General features: G+C 43.3%; 14 protein-coding genes and 1 pseudogene. 9 read left to right on the forward strand and 6 right to left on the reverse strand.

The window, feature by feature from the left end; genetic code table 11:
- Window positions 1-236: 236 nt before the first annotated feature.
- The 5 genes from ACEO2X_RS07230 (at window position 237) to ACEO2X_RS07250 (ending at window position 6244) form a co-directional block, all read left to right on the forward strand.
- Complete coding sequence (locus tag ACEO2X_RS07230; RefSeq protein WP_371971461.1) at window positions 237-1340, forward strand: polysaccharide biosynthesis/export family protein; 1104 nt, start codon at window positions 237-239, stop codon at window positions 1338-1340.
- Window positions 1340-1768, forward strand: coding sequence for a low molecular weight protein-tyrosine-phosphatase (locus ACEO2X_RS07235; RefSeq protein WP_178904563.1), 429 nt, complete (start codon window positions 1340-1342; stop codon window positions 1766-1768). Before ACEO2X_RS07230 ends, ACEO2X_RS07235 begins: the two co-directional genes overlap by 1 nt.
- A gap of 51 nt (window positions 1769-1819) precedes the next feature.
- Window positions 1820-4006: a polysaccharide biosynthesis tyrosine autokinase gene (locus ACEO2X_RS07240; protein WP_371971463.1), complete on the forward strand. Its 2187-nt coding sequence runs from the start codon at window positions 1820-1822 to the stop codon at window positions 4004-4006.
- Window positions 4007-4282: 276 nt separating this feature from the next.
- The gene (locus ACEO2X_RS07245; protein ID WP_166135360.1) at window positions 4283-4657 is read left to right on the forward strand and encodes an endonuclease domain-containing protein; all 375 of its coding nucleotides are present in this window, start codon (window positions 4283-4285) and stop codon (window positions 4655-4657) included.
- 144 nt (window positions 4658-4801) lie between these two features.
- Entirely contained in the window at window positions 4802-6244 is a 1443-nt protein-coding gene (locus tag ACEO2X_RS07250) for a capsule assembly Wzi family protein (RefSeq protein WP_371971465.1), read from the forward strand.
- A gap of 92 nt (window positions 6245-6336) precedes the next feature.
- Here the strand turns inward: ACEO2X_RS07250 and ACEO2X_RS07255 are convergent, their stop codons facing one another.
- Both ACEO2X_RS07255 and dapB read right to left on the reverse strand, forming a co-directional pair.
- Complete coding sequence (locus ACEO2X_RS07255) at window positions 6337-6981, reverse strand: START domain-containing protein (protein WP_180187042.1); 645 nt, start codon at window positions 6979-6981, stop codon at window positions 6337-6339.
- A 132-nt stretch (window positions 6982-7113) separates the two neighbouring features.
- Window positions 7114-7935, reverse strand: coding sequence for a 4-hydroxy-tetrahydrodipicolinate reductase (gene dapB / locus ACEO2X_RS07260; protein ID WP_180187041.1), 822 nt, complete (start codon window positions 7933-7935; stop codon window positions 7114-7116).
- Between the two features lie 283 nt (window positions 7936-8218).
- Between dapB and ACEO2X_RS07265 the strand changes: the two genes are divergently transcribed.
- Window positions 8219-8503: a hypothetical protein gene (locus ACEO2X_RS07265; RefSeq protein ID WP_207973816.1), complete on the forward strand. Its 285-nt coding sequence runs from the start codon at window positions 8219-8221 to the stop codon at window positions 8501-8503.
- A 95-nt stretch (window positions 8504-8598) separates the two neighbouring features.
- Here the strand turns inward: ACEO2X_RS07265 and dnaJ are convergent, their stop codons facing one another.
- The 4 genes from dnaJ to ACEO2X_RS07285 form a co-directional block, all read right to left on the reverse strand.
- Window positions 8599-9714 (reverse strand): molecular chaperone DnaJ, encoded by a 1116-nt coding sequence (gene dnaJ / locus ACEO2X_RS07270; RefSeq protein ID WP_180062505.1) that lies wholly within the window; start codon window positions 9712-9714, stop codon window positions 8599-8601.
- 129 nt (window positions 9715-9843) lie between these two features.
- Window positions 9844-10221 carry a hypothetical protein gene (locus ACEO2X_RS07275; protein WP_371971473.1) on the reverse strand — a complete coding sequence of 126 codons (378 nt, stop codon included), beginning with the start codon at window positions 10219-10221 and terminating at the stop codon, window positions 9844-9846.
- A 135-nt stretch (window positions 10222-10356) separates the two neighbouring features.
- On the reverse strand, window positions 10357-13491 hold the full coding sequence (locus ACEO2X_RS07280; RefSeq protein WP_371971468.1) for an efflux RND transporter permease subunit: 3135 nt from the start codon (window positions 13489-13491) through the stop codon (window positions 10357-10359).
- 3 nt (window positions 13492-13494) lie between these two features.
- Entirely contained in the window at window positions 13495-14634 is a 1140-nt protein-coding gene (locus ACEO2X_RS07285; protein ID WP_371971470.1) for an efflux RND transporter periplasmic adaptor subunit, read from the reverse strand.
- Window positions 14635-15047: 413 nt separating this feature from the next.
- Between ACEO2X_RS07285 and ACEO2X_RS07290 the strand changes: the two genes are divergently transcribed.
- From ACEO2X_RS07290 to ACEO2X_RS07300, 3 genes and pseudogenes are all read left to right on the forward strand, one after another.
- Window positions 15048-15662 (forward strand): TetR/AcrR family transcriptional regulator, encoded by a 615-nt coding sequence (locus tag ACEO2X_RS07290; RefSeq protein WP_019837343.1) that lies wholly within the window; start codon window positions 15048-15050, stop codon window positions 15660-15662.
- 235 nt (window positions 15663-15897) lie between these two features.
- A complete protein-coding gene (gene ppc / locus ACEO2X_RS07295) occupies window positions 15898-18582 on the forward strand; it encodes a phosphoenolpyruvate carboxylase (protein WP_179994297.1) in 2685 nt (894 codons plus the stop codon).
- Between the two features lie 327 nt (window positions 18583-18909).
- Window positions 18910-19778 (forward strand): annotated as a pseudogene (locus ACEO2X_RS07300) (IS4-like element ISAba1 family transposase); the annotation flags it as partial.
- Window positions 19779-19908 lie beyond the last annotated feature (130 nt).

Here is a 19908-nt window from a genome sequence, read left to right on the forward strand (position 1 = left end):
CTATTGAGATTTGTGCTCAAATGACGTGAAAAAGATTGCAATGTATAATTTTTTTGAATATTTAACTTTTTCTATTTAGAATAACTTCATAATTTTTTAAGAATTCTCTTTTCTACTTTAAGATTCTGCCAAATATGCAAAATGGTTACAAATTGCTATATACCTCTTTCAAAAGTTCGGTAAAATGACAGCAATTTATCCAAAACGATTTTAAAAAATTAATAATGGGATCTCGCGTGCGACACTTTCAACTGGCTATTTTATTGGCATGTGGCATTGCCACTACGGGGTGCGCTGTCACCTCTGGTTTACAAACCTACGACTTACCTCGCGAAGGGGTTTACACCACCGACTTGGGTACAGCGGTCAATGTGATTAAACTCACCCAAGACTCAATGCTTGCGGTGCAGCCTGCAGTTCACAATATTCAACAAGACTATGCGCATTTATTTCATACACCACAGCGTCAATACACCTTAAGTTCAGGTGATATTCTCTCTATTTATTTATGGGCATATCCTGAAATTACCCCGCCAACCAATACCATTAGTAACGAAAAAGCGGTTGAGTCAAATGGTTATCAAATTGACTCACAGGGTTATATTCAGTTTCCGATTATCGGGCGTTATAAAGCGGCAGGTAAATCTTTAGCGCAAGTGAATCGTGAGTTGCGCGGTCAATTGGCGCGTTATTTAAAAACCCCAGATGTGATTGTACGAGTCTTGTCTTACCAAGGGCAGCGATACTCGGTACAAGGCAATGTCATGAAAGGCGGGCAATTCTATTTAAATGATCAACCTGTCAGTGTATATACCGCTTTAGGTATGGCAGGCGGGGTCAATGCCCAACAAGGCGACAATGCTTCAATGACTTTAGTGCGTCAGGGGCGTAGCTATCAACTCAATACCTTAGAGTTGGAAAAAGCAGGCTTGTCATTGCACAACTTACTCATCCAGCCGAATGACACCTTGTATGTCAACAACCGTGAAAACCAAAAAATTTATGTGATGGGTGAATCGGGTAAAAATCAATCGCTCCCTATGCGTGATCAAGGCATGAGCTTAAGCGATGTATTGGGTGAAAGTTTAGGCTTAAACCCACTGTCTGCCAGCCGCAGTAAAATTTATGTGGTCCGTAGCCAGCCGAATGCAGCACATACCGAAGTCTATCACATGGATTTAACCAGCATTGCCGATTTTGGTCTGGCCAATCAGTTTAAAATGCGCAGCAATGATATTGTTTATGTCGATGCTTCAGGCTTGGCCCGCTGGCAACGTGTGGTTAACCAAATTATTCCATTCTCAAATGCTTTATATAACCTAGATCGTTTGGGGAACTAATGAAAATTAATCACATTTTGGTGGTGTGTATTGGCAATATTTGCCGTAGCCCCATGGCAGAATACTTTTTAAAACAGCAGTATCCACACTTACAAATTGAATCTGCAGGTATTTCAGGCTTAGTGGGTCATGCAGCCGATGACAAAGCCCGTTTATGTATGCAACGTCACGGCATTGACATGAGTCCACACGTAGCAAAAAAACTCAATGCAGACTTAATTAAAAAAGCCGATTTAATTTTAGTCATGAGCCAAAATCAGCAAAAGCATGTAGAACAAACCTGGCCCTTTGCCAAAGGCAAAACCTTTAGATTGGGACACTGGCAAAGTAAAAACGTGGCCGACCCCTATCAGCATGATCAGGCCGTATTTGATGAGACCTGTCAGTTGATTCAAACCTATATTGCGGACTGGAAAAAATATATCTAGTTTCTTGATATTCTAGCTTTTTTAAAATTCTACTTTTTTGATATTTAAACTATGAGCCAAACCGCCAACACCGAAGATACCATTGATTTAAAGGAATTATTTTTTTCCTTAATCGCACAATGGAAAATGATTACCCTTTGCGTTCTACTCAGTATTGTCTGCGCTTTACTGTATTTAAGAACCACACCAGACACCTATGCAGTAGATGCTTTGGTGCAGGTTGAGGACAGTAAAGGGGCCTCTGCAGCGTTATTGGGTGATCTGTCCAATATGATTGAGCAGAAATCGCCTGCACAAGCTGAAATTGAAATTTTAAAATCACGTTTGGTGTTGGGCAGCGTGATTGATCATCTGAATTTAAATATTCGCGTTTCAGGTACAGAAGACAGTTTTTGGAATCGTTTAATTGCCAAGCATGAATATGACAGTGAATATTCATCTCAGTCAGTTCTGTTTAAAGACAATCAAAAAAGTTTTGATATTCGCCAGTTCGATATCCCGCAATATTTTCAAGATAAAAACTTAATTTTAAAATTTGCACAAGGCAAATACAGCCTAACCGATGCAGCAACCGAACAGGTGGTTTTTTCTGCACCTTTAAACCAAGCCAGTCAATTACAGTCTGAATTTGGGCTGTGGAAAGTCGCAATTTTTAGTCAAGACAGCTTTAACGCTGCCTATAACATCCAAAAGCAAAGCCTGCCTGCTGCCATGAAAAGCTTAACTGCCAACTATTCAGTAGCAGAAAAAGGCAAGTTAACAGGCGTGTTGGGGCTGAATTACCAAGGGTCAGACAAACAACACATTACCCAAGTACTGAATGCCATTTTAGCAGCGTATAGCCAACAAAATATTGAGCGTCGTAGTGCAGAAACAGCACAGACCTTAAAGTTTTTGGAAGACCAACTCCCAGAACTGAAACAACAATTAGATGTGGCAGAACGTGAATTTAACCGTTTCCGCCAACAATTTAATACAGTCGATGTGACCAAAGAATCTGAGTTATATTTAACCCAAAGTATTACTTTGGAAACCCAAAAAGCGCAGTTAGAGCAACAAGTGGCTGAAGCTGCGGCCAAGTACACCAACGAACACCCTGTCATGCAGCAAATGAATGCACAATTGGGGGCAATTAACAAACGCATTGCTGAGTTAGACGGCACGCTCAAACGCTTGCCAGAATTACAACGCCAATATTTACAACTGTTCCGTGAAGTAGAAGTCAAACAACAACTGTATACAGGCTTGCTTAACTCTTACCAACAACTGCGGATTGCTAAAGCAGGTGAAATTGGCAATGTGCGTATTGTCGATACTGCAGTAGAGCCGATTGAGCCAATTAAACCAAAGAAATTACAAATTTTAATTTTGTCCGTTTTCTTGGGTGGTTTTCTGGGCACATTATTGGCTTTACTGCGTAATATGTTGCGCTCAGGTATTAAAGACTCGAATCAAATTGAAAATGAACTGGATTTACCTGTTTATGCCACTGTGCCACATTCACCTGTGCAAGAAAGCCTTATTAAAATTCTGAAAAAGAAAAAGAATATTCCTATTCTTGCGGTTAAAAATAGTAATGATATTGCCATTGAAAGCCTGCGCAGCATGCGTACTGCCATTCACTTTGCCTTAAGCAGTGCCAAAAACAATATCATTATGATTTCTGGCCCTGCACCAGAATTGGGTAAATCGTTTATTTCAACTAACTTAGCGACTATTTTGGCGCAAAGTGATAAGCGCGTATTATTGATTGATGCCGATTTACGTCGTGGTTATATGCACAAATACTTTAATTACGACCCTAAGCCTGGCTTAACCGAATACCTGAATGGTCAGCAAGAGTTAGGCAGCATTGTACGCAGTACTGAAGTTGAAAATTTAAGCATCATCAGTCGCGGCAAAAGCCCTGCTAATCCGTCAGAATTGTTAAGCACGCAAAAATTTGCAGACATGCTCACGCACTTGTCGAGCCAGTTTGACCATATTCTGATTGATACCCCGCCAGTTCTTGCCGTCACCGATGGGATTATTATTTCACAATATGCGGGTGTGAATTTGGTTGTGGCACGTTATGCCAAGACGCAAATGAAAGAGCTTGAAATGACTGTCAACCGCTTTGAACAAGCTGGCGTGAAAGTCAACGGCTTTATTTTGAATGATATTCAACGTGAAGCGGGTGGTTATGGCTATGGCTATAACTATGCTTATGCCTATAAAGCCAATAAGGATGAGGATTGATTTATTAAATCTTCAAGTTTTGCAGGCGCTAGGCTTTCCCCTTTGTCAAAGGTGAGCTATATATAGCAAAAGCCACCAACGTTAAAATCCCACCTAACCTCCCTTTAAAAAAGGGAGGAATGTTTCATTACAAAGCCTCTGCTTGTGCTAACCTCCCCCTTTATCAAAGGGGGATTGAGGGGGATTTAAAGAACCTGAAAAGGTGAACCATGCATGGCGTAAGGAGGGTAACTCAAAAAACAAACCACTTCATTTAAGAAATTATGAATAAAAAACATGCAACCTTATAATAAAAATTTAAAACATAACGCACGACAGTTAAGAAACAATATGACCGAAGCCGAGCAGAAACTCTGGTTACGACTGCGCCAAAAACAAATCTTAGGCTTACAGTTTTATCGGCAAAAGCCTATTTTGAATTTTATTGTAGATTTTTACTGTCCTGCGGCAAATTTAATTATTGAATGTGATGGCAGCCAACATTTAAATGAAAAAGGCTTAAAGTACGATCTATTGCGTGATCAGGTTTTGGCACAATTAAATTTAACTATTTTAAGATTCAATAATTTACAAATTTTACATGAACTCGATGCAGTCATCCAAACCATTGAAAATGTGATTTTAAGTCGACACGCTGATAATCCCTCCTAGCCTCCCTTTAAAAAGGGAGGAACTCCACCATTTACAGAAGAATTTTCTTTTGAAATTTACAACACTACTCAACAATTCACATTGCAAAAAACCACGTAAAAACCTATGTTGGTTACATTATATAAACCCTGAGAATATATAAGCATGTTTCCACCCAAAGCGCTGTTGGCGACACTGGCATTAAGCTCATCCTTAACCTTTGCCCAAGGCATTGTCTTAAATGACCAAAACTTACGTACCGATTTAAACTGGCTAAATCAGCAAGGCGTCATTCAAATTAGTACGTCAACTTGGCCTATGAGTGGTGATGAAATTCAACGTGCACTTTCTCAAGCCAAAGTCAGCAACAACAATCAACAAAAAGTCATCGATGCAGTGGTGGCACATTTAAATGCCAATAACCAACTGTTCAAAGCCTCGCTTTTTGCAGAAACAGATCAAAAAAATATTCCACAAGCCTTTGGCGACCAACAAAAAGCGCAATATCAAGCAGGTTTGGAACTCAATGCAGGCAATCAAAACTGGGATGCTAAAATTCGCGTCAATGCAGAAAAAGACCCACAAATTGACAACGATCAAGATGTCAATGTTGAAGGTTCGTATATTGCAGCCAAACTTTGGAATCAATGGCTCATTGCAGGGCAAATTCCAACCTATTGGGGCCCTGCACATGACGGTAGTTTAATTCGTGGTGATGCCAGCCGCCCAGTTTACGGCGTAACTATGCAACGTGCCGAACAACAGGCGTTTAACAATAAATGGCTGTCTTGGATTGGCCCATGGCAATACCAAGCTTTTGCAGGTCAATTACATGATTATAATGCTGTGCCCGATGCAAAACTGATAGGTTTACGTGTTACAGCACAACCACTGCCTTATTTAGAACTTGGAGCATCACGTGCATTTCAATGGGGTGGTGAAAATCGTCCAGAAAGCTTGAACTCACTTTGGGATGCTTTTGTTGGCAATAAAGACAATGGTGGTACTGGCGAACCTGACCCCTCTAACCAAATTGCAGGCTTTGATGCGCGTTTGAACCTACAACCATTGGTACAAGTTCCAATGGGCTTCTATGCACAATATGCAGGTGAAGATGAAGCAGGTGGCTTACCCGCTAAAAAAATGTATTTGGCTGGGGTGGACTATTCATCAAGCTATCAGAATATGCCATTCCAACTCTATACCGAATGGGCTGACACCCGTACCAACGGTACAGCACAAGGTATCACTTATAATCACAGCACCTATACTGACGGTTTCTACCAACATGGCTATCCTTTAGCGCATGCTATGGGCGGTGATGGACAAATGATTTCAGTCGGTGGTGATATTCGTTTTGATCGTATGAACCGCGTGAATGCGCGTATGTTGTTTGCCAAATTGAATGAATCAAACCGCGCAACCAACCAAGCTTTCCCAGAAAAAGATCAGTTAAAAGCTTTGGATTTGACTTGGACACACTATTTACGCCCAGATATTCCACTTAAACTGAATGGCTGGATTAGCGATTCAGATGCCCATGGCAATGATGGTGGTGCATCGATTGGCATTGAATTTCCTTTAGAAAAAGGGCTGTTTTCATATTAAGTCTACCCACTGGAACGAAATACTTCGTGGATGAGATCGACACCGATTTCATCCATTTTTCTGAGATTAAAAATTCAGCGCAACTCCATTATTTAACGCAAAATTTCAGGCAATGCCTTATAACTACGGCTTTTGCCTAATTCAATTTTCATTTTTTGCAGCATTTGATACGGTTGCTGCTGCACAAACATATTCACAAAACTTAAAGGAATCGAACCCTCAGGGTTAGCATAGCCATAGGTACTGACTTTGACTTTGTGATTACCCAGTTTCTGAAAGGTCCAGTCGCCTTCGTAATCCTGAATACGCACATAATCTGGGTTCAAGGGATAGCCCCCCTCAATGGCTTTATTTCGAATACTAACCATACCTTGTGCATCTTTACTCATTTTGCCTTTGACCACTAAATCACGATCTTTTAGCGGAAAAGGAAAATCCAACACCATATACAGCAAGAACTCACCTTTTTGGTCATCGCGTGATAAGACTTTGACACTGCCCACATAAGGCACCCATTTCACGGCATGATCGACATCTAAAATTAAGGCAGCAGCTTTTTCTAAAGGTACATTGAAGGTGGTTTCGGCCTTATACAAAAACACAGGGCTAGACTGTTGTTGAAATGTCCAGACTTTAATATTATTTTTATGTATGCTCAGTTTGGCATGTTCAATATTTTGTGCAGAGGCCGCACAAATACAGGTGCTTAATCCAAACATCAGCAGAGATTTTTTCATTTTATTTTGCATCTTATTTTAGTTTTAGATCGGGTCTGATGCGTCATCATCCAAGACATCAGACCCTAGTTTTAGCGGCAGATTAAAAATTGTTCAAGTCATTTTTATCTATTTCGGATTCCTGCGCAATTTTTAAATCTGAATATCGTTAAATCCAAGAACATCTTTCATATCGTATTTACGCGCTTCGCGTCCCACCACCCACGCTGCAGCACGCACGGCACCTGCAGCAAAGTTCATACGGTTGGTGGCTTTATGGGTAATTTCCACACGCTCGCCATCGGCAATAAACATTGCGGTATGTTCACCGACAATATCGCCACCACGAATGGTTTGAAAGCCAATGCTCTTGCGTTCACGTGACCCTGTGTGTCCTTCGCGGCAGTAAACAGCATCGTGTTTTAAATCACGACCTAAGGTTGCTGCAATGGCCTCGCCCATCATCAATGCCGTGCCTGATGGTGCATCAACTTTGTGACGATGATGCGCTTCAATCACTTCAATATCTACACTATCACCAAAGACTTTGGCTGCCAGTTCCAACAGTTTAATAGATACGTTTACCCCAACTGAATAGTTGGCAGCATACACCACTGGGGTTTGTTGAGCCGATTCTTCTAAGAGTGCTTTTTGTTCATCATTCATGCCTGTGGTGCCAATCACAATCGCCACGCCTGCTTCACGACAAAGCTTTAAGTGCTGTGCTGTAGCGGCTGGTGCGGTAAAGTCGATCACGACATCGCAGTCAGCTAATACTTGTTCTAGGCTGCCCACGACTTTCACACCGAGTGTACCCACACCTGCCAGCTCTCCAGCATCTGCCCCCAAGAGACTGCTTTCTGGGCGTTCGACTGCAGCTGCCAATTGGTAGCCTGCTTCTTGAACGGCTTGAATTAAGATGCGCCCCATACGGCCGCCTGCGCCTAATACACCAATGCGTGGAGTTGCTGACATAGCATATTCCTAAAATAGATTCTCAATTGTGCTTACTATAGCAAAACTCGCTGCCTAGACTAAGTTTGTCTGCCAAGTTTCTGGGTTTATTTTTATCCGAAAGCAAGCCGAGCTATACTGCTGATGGTCACTTTACACCCCTCAGGTAAACTTTTAACGAAGCGATGCTAAAAATTTATCTCAAAATGCTCATTTTTTATTTTTATTTCACAAATTTGCAAACTTGCATGCGCAGACTAGCCTGCACGAATGATAACAACTGCAAAAATTAAAGGGGATTTACATGCATTCGAAGAAAATTGTATTGGCATTATTGTTGGGCATGAGCACAGCATCCGTATTTGCAGAGCCTGCACTTCAAGAAGGTGATACGCTTGAAAGCCTGTCTAAAGTCCGTATTAGCGTGACGCTACAAGAACCTCTTGCGGTTGAAGTCGATGCACCTGAACTAGAAGAAACAGCAGCAGAACATGAGGTTGTTGCAAGCGCTCAACCACAAACTACCGTTGAAACAGCAACGACTGAAATGGTGGATGTTTTAGAGATTGATGTACCTGAAGTCGAATAAGCGTGCAGCAGATACAACAAAGGCGATCCTTAAGATCGCCTTTGTTTTTTGAGTTTAGATCAGGTTGTGCTTCGACACACCTAATCTAAGTTTCCTTAATCAAACAAACGATCAAAGAAAGACTTCTTCTTTGGTGATGACTGACTGCCCTCACCTTCCATCGTCGTCTGTAATTCTTTTAACAATTCACGCTGACGTGCAGTTAAATTCACAGGTGTTTCCACCACAATACGGCAGAGCAAATCGCCCTGCATACTGCTACGCACAGGTTTTACCCCTTTACCACGCAAACGGAATAATTTACCCGTCTGTGTTCCCTCAGGCACTTTCAAACTCACGCGGCCATCTAGAGTCGGAATTTCAATTTCCTTACCTAAAGCAGCATCGGCAATGCTGACAGGTACATCCATATATAGGTCGGCACCATCACGCTGGAAGATTTCGTGCTCACGCACCACTACTTCTACATATAGGTCGCCCGATTGACCATCACGAATGGCTTCACCTTTACCCGTTAAGCGTACGCGGTCGCCATTGTCCACCCCTGCAGGAATGGTCACTTCAAGAGTTTGTTGACGGTCTGAGACCCCCGAACCATGACATTTTTTACATGGATTCTTGATGATTTTGCCCTGACCACGACAAGTGCTACAGGTTTGCTGTACCGAGAAGAAACCTTGTTGCATGCGTACTTGACCCGCACCATGACAGGTTGGACAAGTTTCAACATCATTTGGATTTTCTGAGCCTTTACCATCACAAGCATCACAAGGTGCAGGTGCTGTAAAGGTGATGGTTTTCTTGACGCCTTTTACTGCTTCTTCAAGCGTGAGTTCCATCACATAGCGTAAGTCTGAACCACGGCGTTGACGTTGCTGGCCACGCCCCCCCCCACCAAAGGCTCCACCGAAAATATCCCCAAACTGGCTGAAAATATCTTCCGCACTGAAACCACCGAAGCCGCCAGCACCACCGCCCATACCACCTTCAAAGGCTTGATGGCCCATGCGGTCGTACATGCTGCGTTTTTCGCTGTCTGACAGAACTTCATACGCTTCTGAAGCTTCTTTAAACTTCTCTTCAGCTTCAGGATTGTCCGGGTTACGGTCTGGATGATATTTCATCGCCAACTTACGGTAGGCTTTTTTAATTTCATCATCACTAGCGGTTTTAGAGACGCCCAAAACCTCATAATAATCACGTTTAGCCATGTCTGGCGATGCTCCTCACGGAATTCTATTTAAAACTTAACTGATGTGTGAAATTGGGGTAAAACTGAGTTTTACAAGGGGAGACTGCTAAAAATTTTAGCTGAAGTGCTTTAGATGAAGTTCAAGCCATTAGAACACAGCTTTATTTTTCAAAAATTTGGATAGCCCTTTAATCCAAGCATTGATTAAAAATAAGAAGGCAATCACGGCAAAGACCCCACCTGCTACGGTGCAGGCTTTGACCCATAAAAAGGCATCCCAAGGAAAGAAGGCCAATGGAATAAACCACAATGCAGCAAACAATGCCAATACACTGTAAATCACCACATTACGCATGATCCATAAAGCCTGTGCCTGTAACCAGACTTCAGTGCTATCGACCACAATCACTTTTCGTGCATACCAATACGCCAATGCACCACTCACCACAGTAAATAAAGCAAAAAACATAAACACGTAAGAGATCGCGACAGAACGGCGAAACTTTAACAAGTTATCTTGCTTCATAATGTGATTTAACCCCATCTGTGCCATGCTTTATTTTTTAATCTGGCGCATGCTGTGACGTATGCAAAGGCTGAAAAATATAAGGTGCTACTATATTGAAATTTTCCAAGTTTCGCACCCGTTATTATGTCACTTTTACAGATTATGTGGATTTTTTTTCACTTTAAACCACTGGGCGTATAACGCAGGTAAAAAGAACAGAGTTAATAAGGTCGCGACAATTAATCCGCCCATAATCGCCACAGCCATCGGGCCAAAGAAAATACTGCGAGAAAGTGGAATCATGGCCAATACTGCCGCCAAAGCGGTCAGTACAATTGGACGACAACGGCGCACCGTAGCGTTAATAATCGCATCCCACTGTAACTCTCCTGCTCGAATATCCTGCTCAATCTGATCAATTAAAATCAAAGAATTGCGCATGATCATGCCCGATAAGGCAATGGTGCCGAGCATCGCCACAAAACCAAAGGGTTTGTTAAACAGCAACAGGAACAATACCACGCCAATAATGCCGAGCGGTGCAGTTAAAAACACGATGAATGCACGGGACATGCTACGCAGCTGAATCATCAACAAAGTCATCACCACGGCAAGGAAAAATGGCATGCCTGCATTGACTGACTTTTGCCCACGTGCCGATTCTTCAACCGTGCCACCCACTTCAATTAAATAGCCACTTGGCAACTTTTCACGCAGGGCCGCCATCGGTTCAGACAGTTCTGCCACCACCGTTGCAGGTTGCAAATTGCTACGAATATCACCACGTACGGTAATGGTCGGCAAGCGGTTACGATGCCAAATTAAGCCTTCTTCAAAACGGTATTCAATCTGTGCAATTTGCGCCAACGGCACCGATGTTCCACGTGAAGTCGGTATAGCCAAACTGCTTAAAGATGCGACATCTAGGCGCTCGGTTTGATCACCACGTAAACGGATTTCAATCAGTTCACGTTTTTCACGATACTGGTTAATAGCCGCGCCACTGATAGAGCTATTAAGGAAGTTAGCTAAATCCAGACTCGACACCCCCATTTGACGGGCACGGTCTTGATCAATCTGCAATTGAATGACTTTGCTCGGCTCACCCCAATCTAAATGCACATTGGTGCTGTTTGGATTGGCACTGATGGTGGCTGCGACTTGCTGTGCCCATTGTCGCACTTGTGCCAAGTCTTCTCCTGACACGCGGAATTGCAATGGATAACCCACTGGTGGGCCATTTTCCAATAATGACACGCGAGTACGCACCTCTGGCAATAACAAGCGAATTTGCTCTGATAAATTACGGCGAATTTCATTGCGGTCTTCTAAAGACGATGCCAATACCACAAATTGGGCAAAACTGGCCTGCGGTAATTGCTGATCTAAAGGCAAATAGAAACGCGGCGAACCTGTGCCAACATAGGCTACATAATTGTCGATGCCTTGTTGTTGCGCCAAGAACTTTTCAACTTTTTTAACGGCTGCTTCTGTGGCTGTTAAAGACGCACCTTCTTCAAGTTTTAAATCGACTAAAATTTCTGCCCGATTGGAAGGTGGGAAAAATTGCTGTGGTACCAATTTAAACATCGCAATTGACAGTACAAATATGCCAACTGTGATTGCAATGACGGTTTTTCGATAGCGCACACAAGTATTAACCCATCCACGAAACACTTGATAAAAGCGGGTTTGATATGGGTCGTGTAATTCACCTGCGTGCTGTAGCACAGGCTGCGGTTCAGCTTGTTTGCGTACACGCGCCCAAAGACGTTGATACCACGGCGCTCGCTGTGCATGACGCTGAAAATCTGGCAATAATTTATCGCCCAGATACGGCACGAATAGCACGGCAGCAAACCAGGACACCACCAAAGCTATGGTGACCACTTGGAAAATTGAACGGGTATATTCCCCTGTACTTGAGGCTGCTGTGGCAATGGGTAAAAAACCTGCCGCGGTAATCAATGTCCCTGTCAGCATAGGGAAAGCAGTGGTACGCCACGCATGACCTGCGGCTTGCAAGCGGCTATAGCCCTGCTCCATCTTAATTGCCATCATTTCAATGGCGATAATGGCATCATCCACGAGCAATCCGAGGGCTAAAATAAGCGCACCGAGTGAAATTTTGTGCAGTCCGACATCAAACAAATGCATACCTGCAAAAGTCATCGCCAAGACCAGTGGAATGGAAAATGCCACCACCAAGCCCGTGCGAAAACCCAGTGAAAAGAAGCTGACCAAGAGCACGATAATCACCGCCTCAGCCAACACTTTCATAAATTCATTGACGCTGTGTTTTACCGCAACAGGCTGATCAGAAACTTTTTGCAGTTGCATGCCCAAAGGCAAGGTCTTTTGCAAACGGGCAAATTCAGTTTCCAGATTTTCACCCAAAGCCAGAATATCACCGCCTTTACGCATCGACACCGCAATGCCAATGCCGTTTTCACCCATAAAGCGCATACGCGGTTGAGCAGGTTCGCTAAACCCACGATAGACCTCGGCAACATCGCCCAGTTGAATGGTGGTGCCATTTACCAACAGTGGCATTTGTTTCAGCTCATCAACACTGTTCAATGCACCACTCACACGGACCTGAATACGGTCTGAATGGGTTTCAAAAAAACCTGCGCTTGCCATGCTGTTTTGTTGTTGTAAGGCTTGCTGAATCGCACTAACAGGAATGCCGAGTTGTGCGGCTTTGGTATTAGACAACTCAATCCAGATTTTTTGGTCTTGCAAACCGACCAAATTGACTTTGGCCACATCTTTGACCCGCTGCAATTGTAGTTGCAAACGGTCAGCATATTCTTTGAGGGTGGCGTAGTCATAGTCTGCGCCTGTCAGCACATAAATATTACCAAAAGTGTCGCCAAATTCATCATTAAAAAATGGGCCTTGTACCCCTTGTGGCAATTCATGGCGAATGTCATTGACCTTTTTACGCACCTTATACCAGACATCTGGAATTTGGCTGGAACGCATGGAATCTTTGGCAATAAAAGTCACCATGGACTCGCCCGGACGCGAATAGGCCATGATACGTTCATAATCGCCCGTGCTCATCAATTCTTTTTCAATACGGTCAGTGACTTGTAAGGAAACCTCTTTGGCACTCGCTCCTGGCCAATAGGTTTGAATCACCATCACTTTAAAAGTAAACGGCGGATCTTCACTTTGTGCCAGTTTAGAGTATGAAAAAATACCAACAATGCCCAACAACAGCATCAAGTAGACCACTAAACCCTTATTTTTTAACGCCCATTCGGATAAGTTAAAATTCATATTTTAACGCTCCGTCTGTGTAGCAGCAGGAGCTGCCTGAGTTGTAGGATTGACTGCCTGTACAGCTTGATTGTCACGGTTAATTGGGCGGATTTTTTGTCGATCACGCAGTAAATGTACCCCACCCATCACCACATAATCTTGCGGCTGTAAGCCACTCAGTACAGGCACGCTGTCCCGTCCATAAGCGCCCAATGTAACAGGAATTTGGCGCACGGTTGAGTCTGGCTGTAAGACCAAAACAAAAGCTTGTTGCCCTGTTGCCGACACGCTAGATAAAGGCACATATAAACCCTGATTGGCTTGGCGAGTCAGAAATACCCGCGCACTTTGCCCCAATTGAATCTGTGCATTGCCTTCACGTAAAGCCACTTTGACTTTAAAAGTACGCGACTGATCTGCCGCAGGGGAAATTTCTCGAACCGTACCTGCAAAACGGGTATCGGGTTGTGACCATAAACTTACCGTTGCCTCTTGCCCGACCCGAATTTCACTCACCGCTTGTTCAGGCACGCCAATCACGACTTCACGCTCCCCATCAATCGCCAATTGATAAGCGACCTGCCCTGCCGCTAAAACCTGCCCAACTTCAATATTGCGTTCAGTAATCACACCATTTTTTGTGGCACGTAACTGGTTATAGTCGGTTTGATTACTGCTAACCGCATAATTGGACTGCGCCTGTTTCAACTGCGCCATGGCATGTTGATACTGGTTTTTGACTGCATCATATTGCGAGCGGCTGACTGCATTCATGGGTAATAATTGCTGAAAACGCTGTAACTCATCGCTAGCAACTTTTGCAGCAGATTGCGCACTTTCCAGTTGCGCACGCGCGGCATTGAGCTGCAATGCGGCATCTTGCACATCCAGTTTTGCTAAGACTTGCCCAACTTTGACCTGATCTCCCACATCGGCAAAACGCTGTGTAACTTGCCCTGCAACCCGAAATGCCAAAGCCGTTTGCTGACGTGCTTGCACCTCGCCTGCATAGCTTTTTTGCTCAAGATGTAAACTGCTGGGCTGGGTCACCATCACCAAAGGGACTTCCTGTTCAACCTCGGTTTTTTGCTTACTGCATCCAATTAGGGTGATACAGCACAGCAGCATCAGGCTGGCAATGAGATTCTGAGTCGTGTTCATCAGGTTTGCTCTTATTTAAACGTTTTTTTTAGGGCAGAATACGGTAGGGTTTGCTGACACTTCGTCTATGTTTGCGACAGCGCATATTTTTAGCTGATATAAGGCATGAGGCAGGAAACTTAGTCATTCTAAGTAACTGACTCATAACGTAATAGCAGTAAAAAATATGCTTGTTCCAAAGGACTGTGGCTAAAACTTTCTCAGATTGCGTTATGAAACTTGGTAATAGTCTCGCTATTCCCTGCGTTTCATGCCTGATCTGCTCAGTTTTAGCCTACAGCGCAAGCCATTTATGAAGTGCGTGCAAACCCCTATATTAAATTGATTATTTTTTAATTAATATACCACTGGGTACATTAATTAAAACTGAAACGTCATTTTCCAGTTGTACTGATGCAAATTAGGATGAGCGTGTGCAGATTCATGTCGGACGACCAAAAGATTTAGAAAAACGCCAACGCATTTTAATGTCGGCAAAACACTTGTTTTTAAAGTTGGGCTTTCATGGTTCTAGTATGAATCAGATTGCACGTGAAGCAGGCGTGACCAAATTAACGGTATATAACCACTTTCAAGACAAAGCCACGTTATTTTCCTGTGCCATTGAAGAAACCTGTGAAAGTCTGCTCAAAGCACAACCTTTGGACTTGACTGCACATAGCAATTTTAAGCAGGCCTTATACCAAGCCTGTAAACTGTCCTTGAACTTGGTCAATATGCCTGAAGCGATTAAATTAGAACATTTGCTGATGGAACTGGCCTCGGAGCAAAATCCGTTGGCATTGCAGTTTTACAATGCCTCACATGCCAAACTTCGCGCGATGTGGGAAAGCTTCTTTCGCCAAGCAGTAGAATTGCAGTTTATTCAGGCCGATGAACCAAAAACGCAAACTGAATTGATCGTTTCCTTACTGCATGGTTTACGTCACCATGAAGTTTTACTCGGTGTACGTGCCGTGCCCGATGCTGCACAATCTCAAAAGATTATTGAAGATGCGATTGGTATTTTTATGCTGCGTTATGGCTGAGCAAGCTAATTTTGCAGCCTCATCATGCGAAATCTGACTCTCACCTTACACATATACGAATGATCAACTGACTCATATCTCCGTCCTGTATTTCTCTCCTAAATACTGCCACTTGGCACTATAACTTCAGATGCGCAAAATCCATGCAACTTTTGTAGATAGCCCGCTTGGATTGTATCTAAATCGGGGTATAGTCTTAACAGAGTAGAAAAACACAGAACATGGAGAACAACGAATGATTCAACAAATTGATGCTCCTCTACGCGATGACGTACGCTTACTTGGCAACTTATTGGGTGAAACCCTCAAGTTACACGCAGGACAAGATTTGTTTAATCAGGTCGAACAAATTCGTGCTTTATCTAAAGGCGCGCGCGATGGACAAGCCGAAGCTGAAAAACAACTCGAACAACTGTTTTTAAGTCTGGAAGATGACGAAATCTTACCGCTCACCCGTGCCTTTACCCACTTTTTGAATTTTGCCAACATCGCTGAGCAATATCATGTGGTGCGGAGCCGTCGCCAAAGCGAATTTGATGAAAATGGCGTTTCTCCAAACCCGCTAGATCACTTATTTATCAAGTTTAAAGACAACCAAATTTCTGCAGAAACACTCTTTCAACAAGTCTGCGAGCTAAAAATTGAGTTGGTTTTAACTGCGCATCCGACTGAAGTCAGCCGTCGTACCCTCATTCAAAAATATGACGATATTAATGACTGCTTGTTTAAAATGGATCAGCAAAAACTGACACCACGTGAACGTCAGGCAGTTTTGGCAGATTTAAAACAGCTGATCAGCTCGGCTTGGCAAACCGATGAAATTCGCCAACATCGCCCAACCCCTGTCGATGAAGCCAAATGGGGCTTTACCACCATCGAACAAACCTTGTGGAATGCGGTGCCTAAATTCATGCGTGAGTTAGACAGCATTGTGCAGGAACATTGTGGGCAAAGCCTGCCGCTGAGTGTTGCGCCTGTGCGTTTCGCCTCTTGGATGGGCGGTGACCGCGATGGTAACCCGAATGTCACTCATAAAGTTACTCAAGAAGTGCTGTGGCTGTCACGCTGGAAAGCAGCAGAACTGTATTTACGTGATATTGAAAACCTGCGTTGGGAACTTTCCATTCAGCAATGCAGCCCAGAATTGGCAGATGCTTTGGGACATTTCCATGCCGAGCCGTACCGTGAATATTTACGCGACACCCGCGAACGCCTAAAAGCCACCCGCGACTGGTTAGCAGCGAAACTGCAAGGCAAAGATGCAGATGACAGTTTGGTCATCAAAAGCAAAGACGAACTGTTACAGCCTTTATTGCTGTGTTATCGCTCGCTGACGGCTTGCCAATTATCAGACATTGCGAACGGCAAATTGTTGGATTTAATTCATCGTGTGAATTGTTTCGGCATTGAATTACTAAAACTGGATATTCGCCAAGAATCGGGACGTCATCGTCAAGCCATTTCTGCCATTACCGAATATTTAGGTTTGGGCAATTTTGAAACTTGGACTGAACAAGCGCGTCAGAACTTCTTGCTTCAAGAGCTACAAAGTAAACGTCCGTTATTGCCAAAATTCATGCAGGAACCTGCACAAAGCCTGATTCAACATCCCGATGTGCAAGAAGTATTTGCCACCATGCGCACTCTGGCTGCACAGCCGCAGGAAAGTTTGGGGGCTTATATTATTTCCATGGCGGAATATCCAAGTGATGTGTTGGCGGTATTATTGTTGCAAAAAGAAGCAGGCATTCAGCATCCTTTACGTGTGGTGCCACTGTTTGAAACCCTGAAAGACTTGGATGGGGCTGCTCAGACCATGAATACCCTATTTAATATGCATTGGTACAAGCAGCATATTCAGGGCAAACATGAGGTGATGATTGGCTACTCAGACTCCGCCAAAGATGCAGGTTTCATGTCTGCCAACTGGGCACAGTACCGCGCGCAGGAAGAACTGACTGCGGTAGCGCAGCAACATGCTGTGCAGCTGACTTTATTCCATGGTCGTGGTGGTTCCATCAGCCGTGGCGGTGCGCCAACGCAACAAGCATTGTTCTCACAACCTCCAGGGTCTATTTCAGGTGCAATTCGCGTCACCGAACAAGGTGAAATGATTCGCTTTAAATTTGGGCTTGAAGGGGTTGCCTTACAAAATCTGGAAGTCTATACCGCTGCAACCTTAGAAGCGACGCTGATGCCACCACCTGTGCCGAAAGCAGAATGGCGCGAGCTGATGGATAACATGACCGAACTTTCGGTGCAGGTCTATCGTCAAACCGTGCGTGAAAATCCGCATTTTGTGAAATATTTACGCACTGTCACGCCAGAGCTGGAATTGCAAATGTTGCCACTCGGTTCACGTCCCGCGAAACGTAAAGTGAGCGGTGGAATTGAATCCTTACGTGCCATTCCATGGGTATTTGCATGGACACAAATCCGTTTGATGCTGCCTGCTTGGTTAGGGACAGGCGCAGCAATTAACCAAACGCTCGATCAGGGACAAAAAGCCACTTTGGATGAAATGCTCAGCGATTGGCCGTATTTCCAGACTTTGATTGATATGCTGGAAATGGTGTTGTCTAAAGCCGACAGCAATATTGCCCTGTACTACGAATCTAACCTGACCGATGACGAAGACTTAAAACAACTGGGTGAGCAACTCCGTCAACGTCTGCGTGATGCTGTGACGACTTTACTGACCCTTAAAGGTGAATCGCAATTGCTCAGCAGCAATGATGTGCTAGATCAATCGATGCGGGTGCGTAAACCTTATTTATTGCCACTGCATTTGCTACAGGCAGAATTGATGAAACGTCGTCGTTTGTATTTGGCAGAACAGCATGCCGAACATACCCCTGTCGATCATGCCCTCATGGTGAGTATTGCAGGGATTGCAGCAGGCTTACGCAATACAGGTTAAGACCTAACGAATAGCACAACAAGCAGAGTCATGCTCTGCTTGTGGCTCATTCACTCACTTAAACATGATTTGGGACGGATGACTACATATTAGGCTAAGTAGAAAAAATCATAAAAAAACATGATAACTGGCATTTTTTATGATTTCTGTCTCAACTTATTTGAATTATGCTTAGATTAGACAATAAATAAGAGTTTGGACTTGCCTATGCCAGAAAGCTCTACAATGACGACTTTATTAAAGCTAAAAATTTTTTCTCTGTACACGACAAAAATAGATAACTCATTGAAATAATGTCATAATAATTGTTTTCTAACGACGAATACTATGACACATCTCAATGAGTTATATCTTATCTTAAACAAATATCTAAAATGGAACAAGTCACATTTAAAGTGCTTTGCGCTCATCATGCTTGTGATTATTTTAAAGCAAACATGTAATCTTTCTTCTGCATCTAAAGCCTTGCCCATCAAGTGCTTACCACAATCATTTTATCGACGTATGCAGCGCTTCTTTGCAGGTCAGTATTTTGATTATCGTCAAATTTCTCAGTTGATTTTCAATATGTTTTCATTCGACCAAGTGCAACTGACTTTAGATAGAACCAATTGGAAATGGGGAAAACGAAATATTAATATCCTGATGCTCGCAATCGTTTATCGTGGAATAGCGATACCTATCCTTTGGACATTGCTTAATAAACGTGGAAATTCAGATACGAAAGAGCGTATTGCTTTGATTCAACGCTTTATAGCCATTTTTGGTAAAGACCGTATTGTGAATGTGTTCGCAGACAGAGAGTTTATCGGTGAGCAGTGGTTTACATGGTTAATTGAACAAGACATCAACTTCTGCATTCGTGTTAAAAAAACTTCATTGTCACCAATCATTTAGGAAAGAATCATAAAATTAGTGATTTATTTCGCCATCTTAAAGTTGGTCAAATTGAATGTCGTAAACGACGGATTTTGGTTGGTCGGGTGAAACTATATATAAGTGCACTACAGTTAGAAAATGGAGAGCTTTTACTCGTCGTTTCTCCTCAGTTTAATGCCAATGCTATTCAGGATTATGCATTACGCTGGGAAATTGAAACCTTATTCAGTTGTCTCAAAGGACGCGGGTTTAATCTTGAAAATACGCGCTTGACAGACCCTAGACGAGTGAAAAAATTGATTGCGGTGTTAGCTATAAGCGTAAGCATCCGGCTAACACAGCCTTACCAAGCGATCCTATAAGCCTTAATTTAGTTCCCACCTAAAAACAAGTGGGGACTTAATCCATGAACATGGATATATATTCAGCAACACCTCCTGTTGCTAA

The sequence above is a fragment of the Acinetobacter sp. AL9 genome, from assembly GCF_041464035.1.
Lineage (GTDB): Bacteria > Pseudomonadota > Gammaproteobacteria > Pseudomonadales > Moraxellaceae > Acinetobacter > Acinetobacter towneri.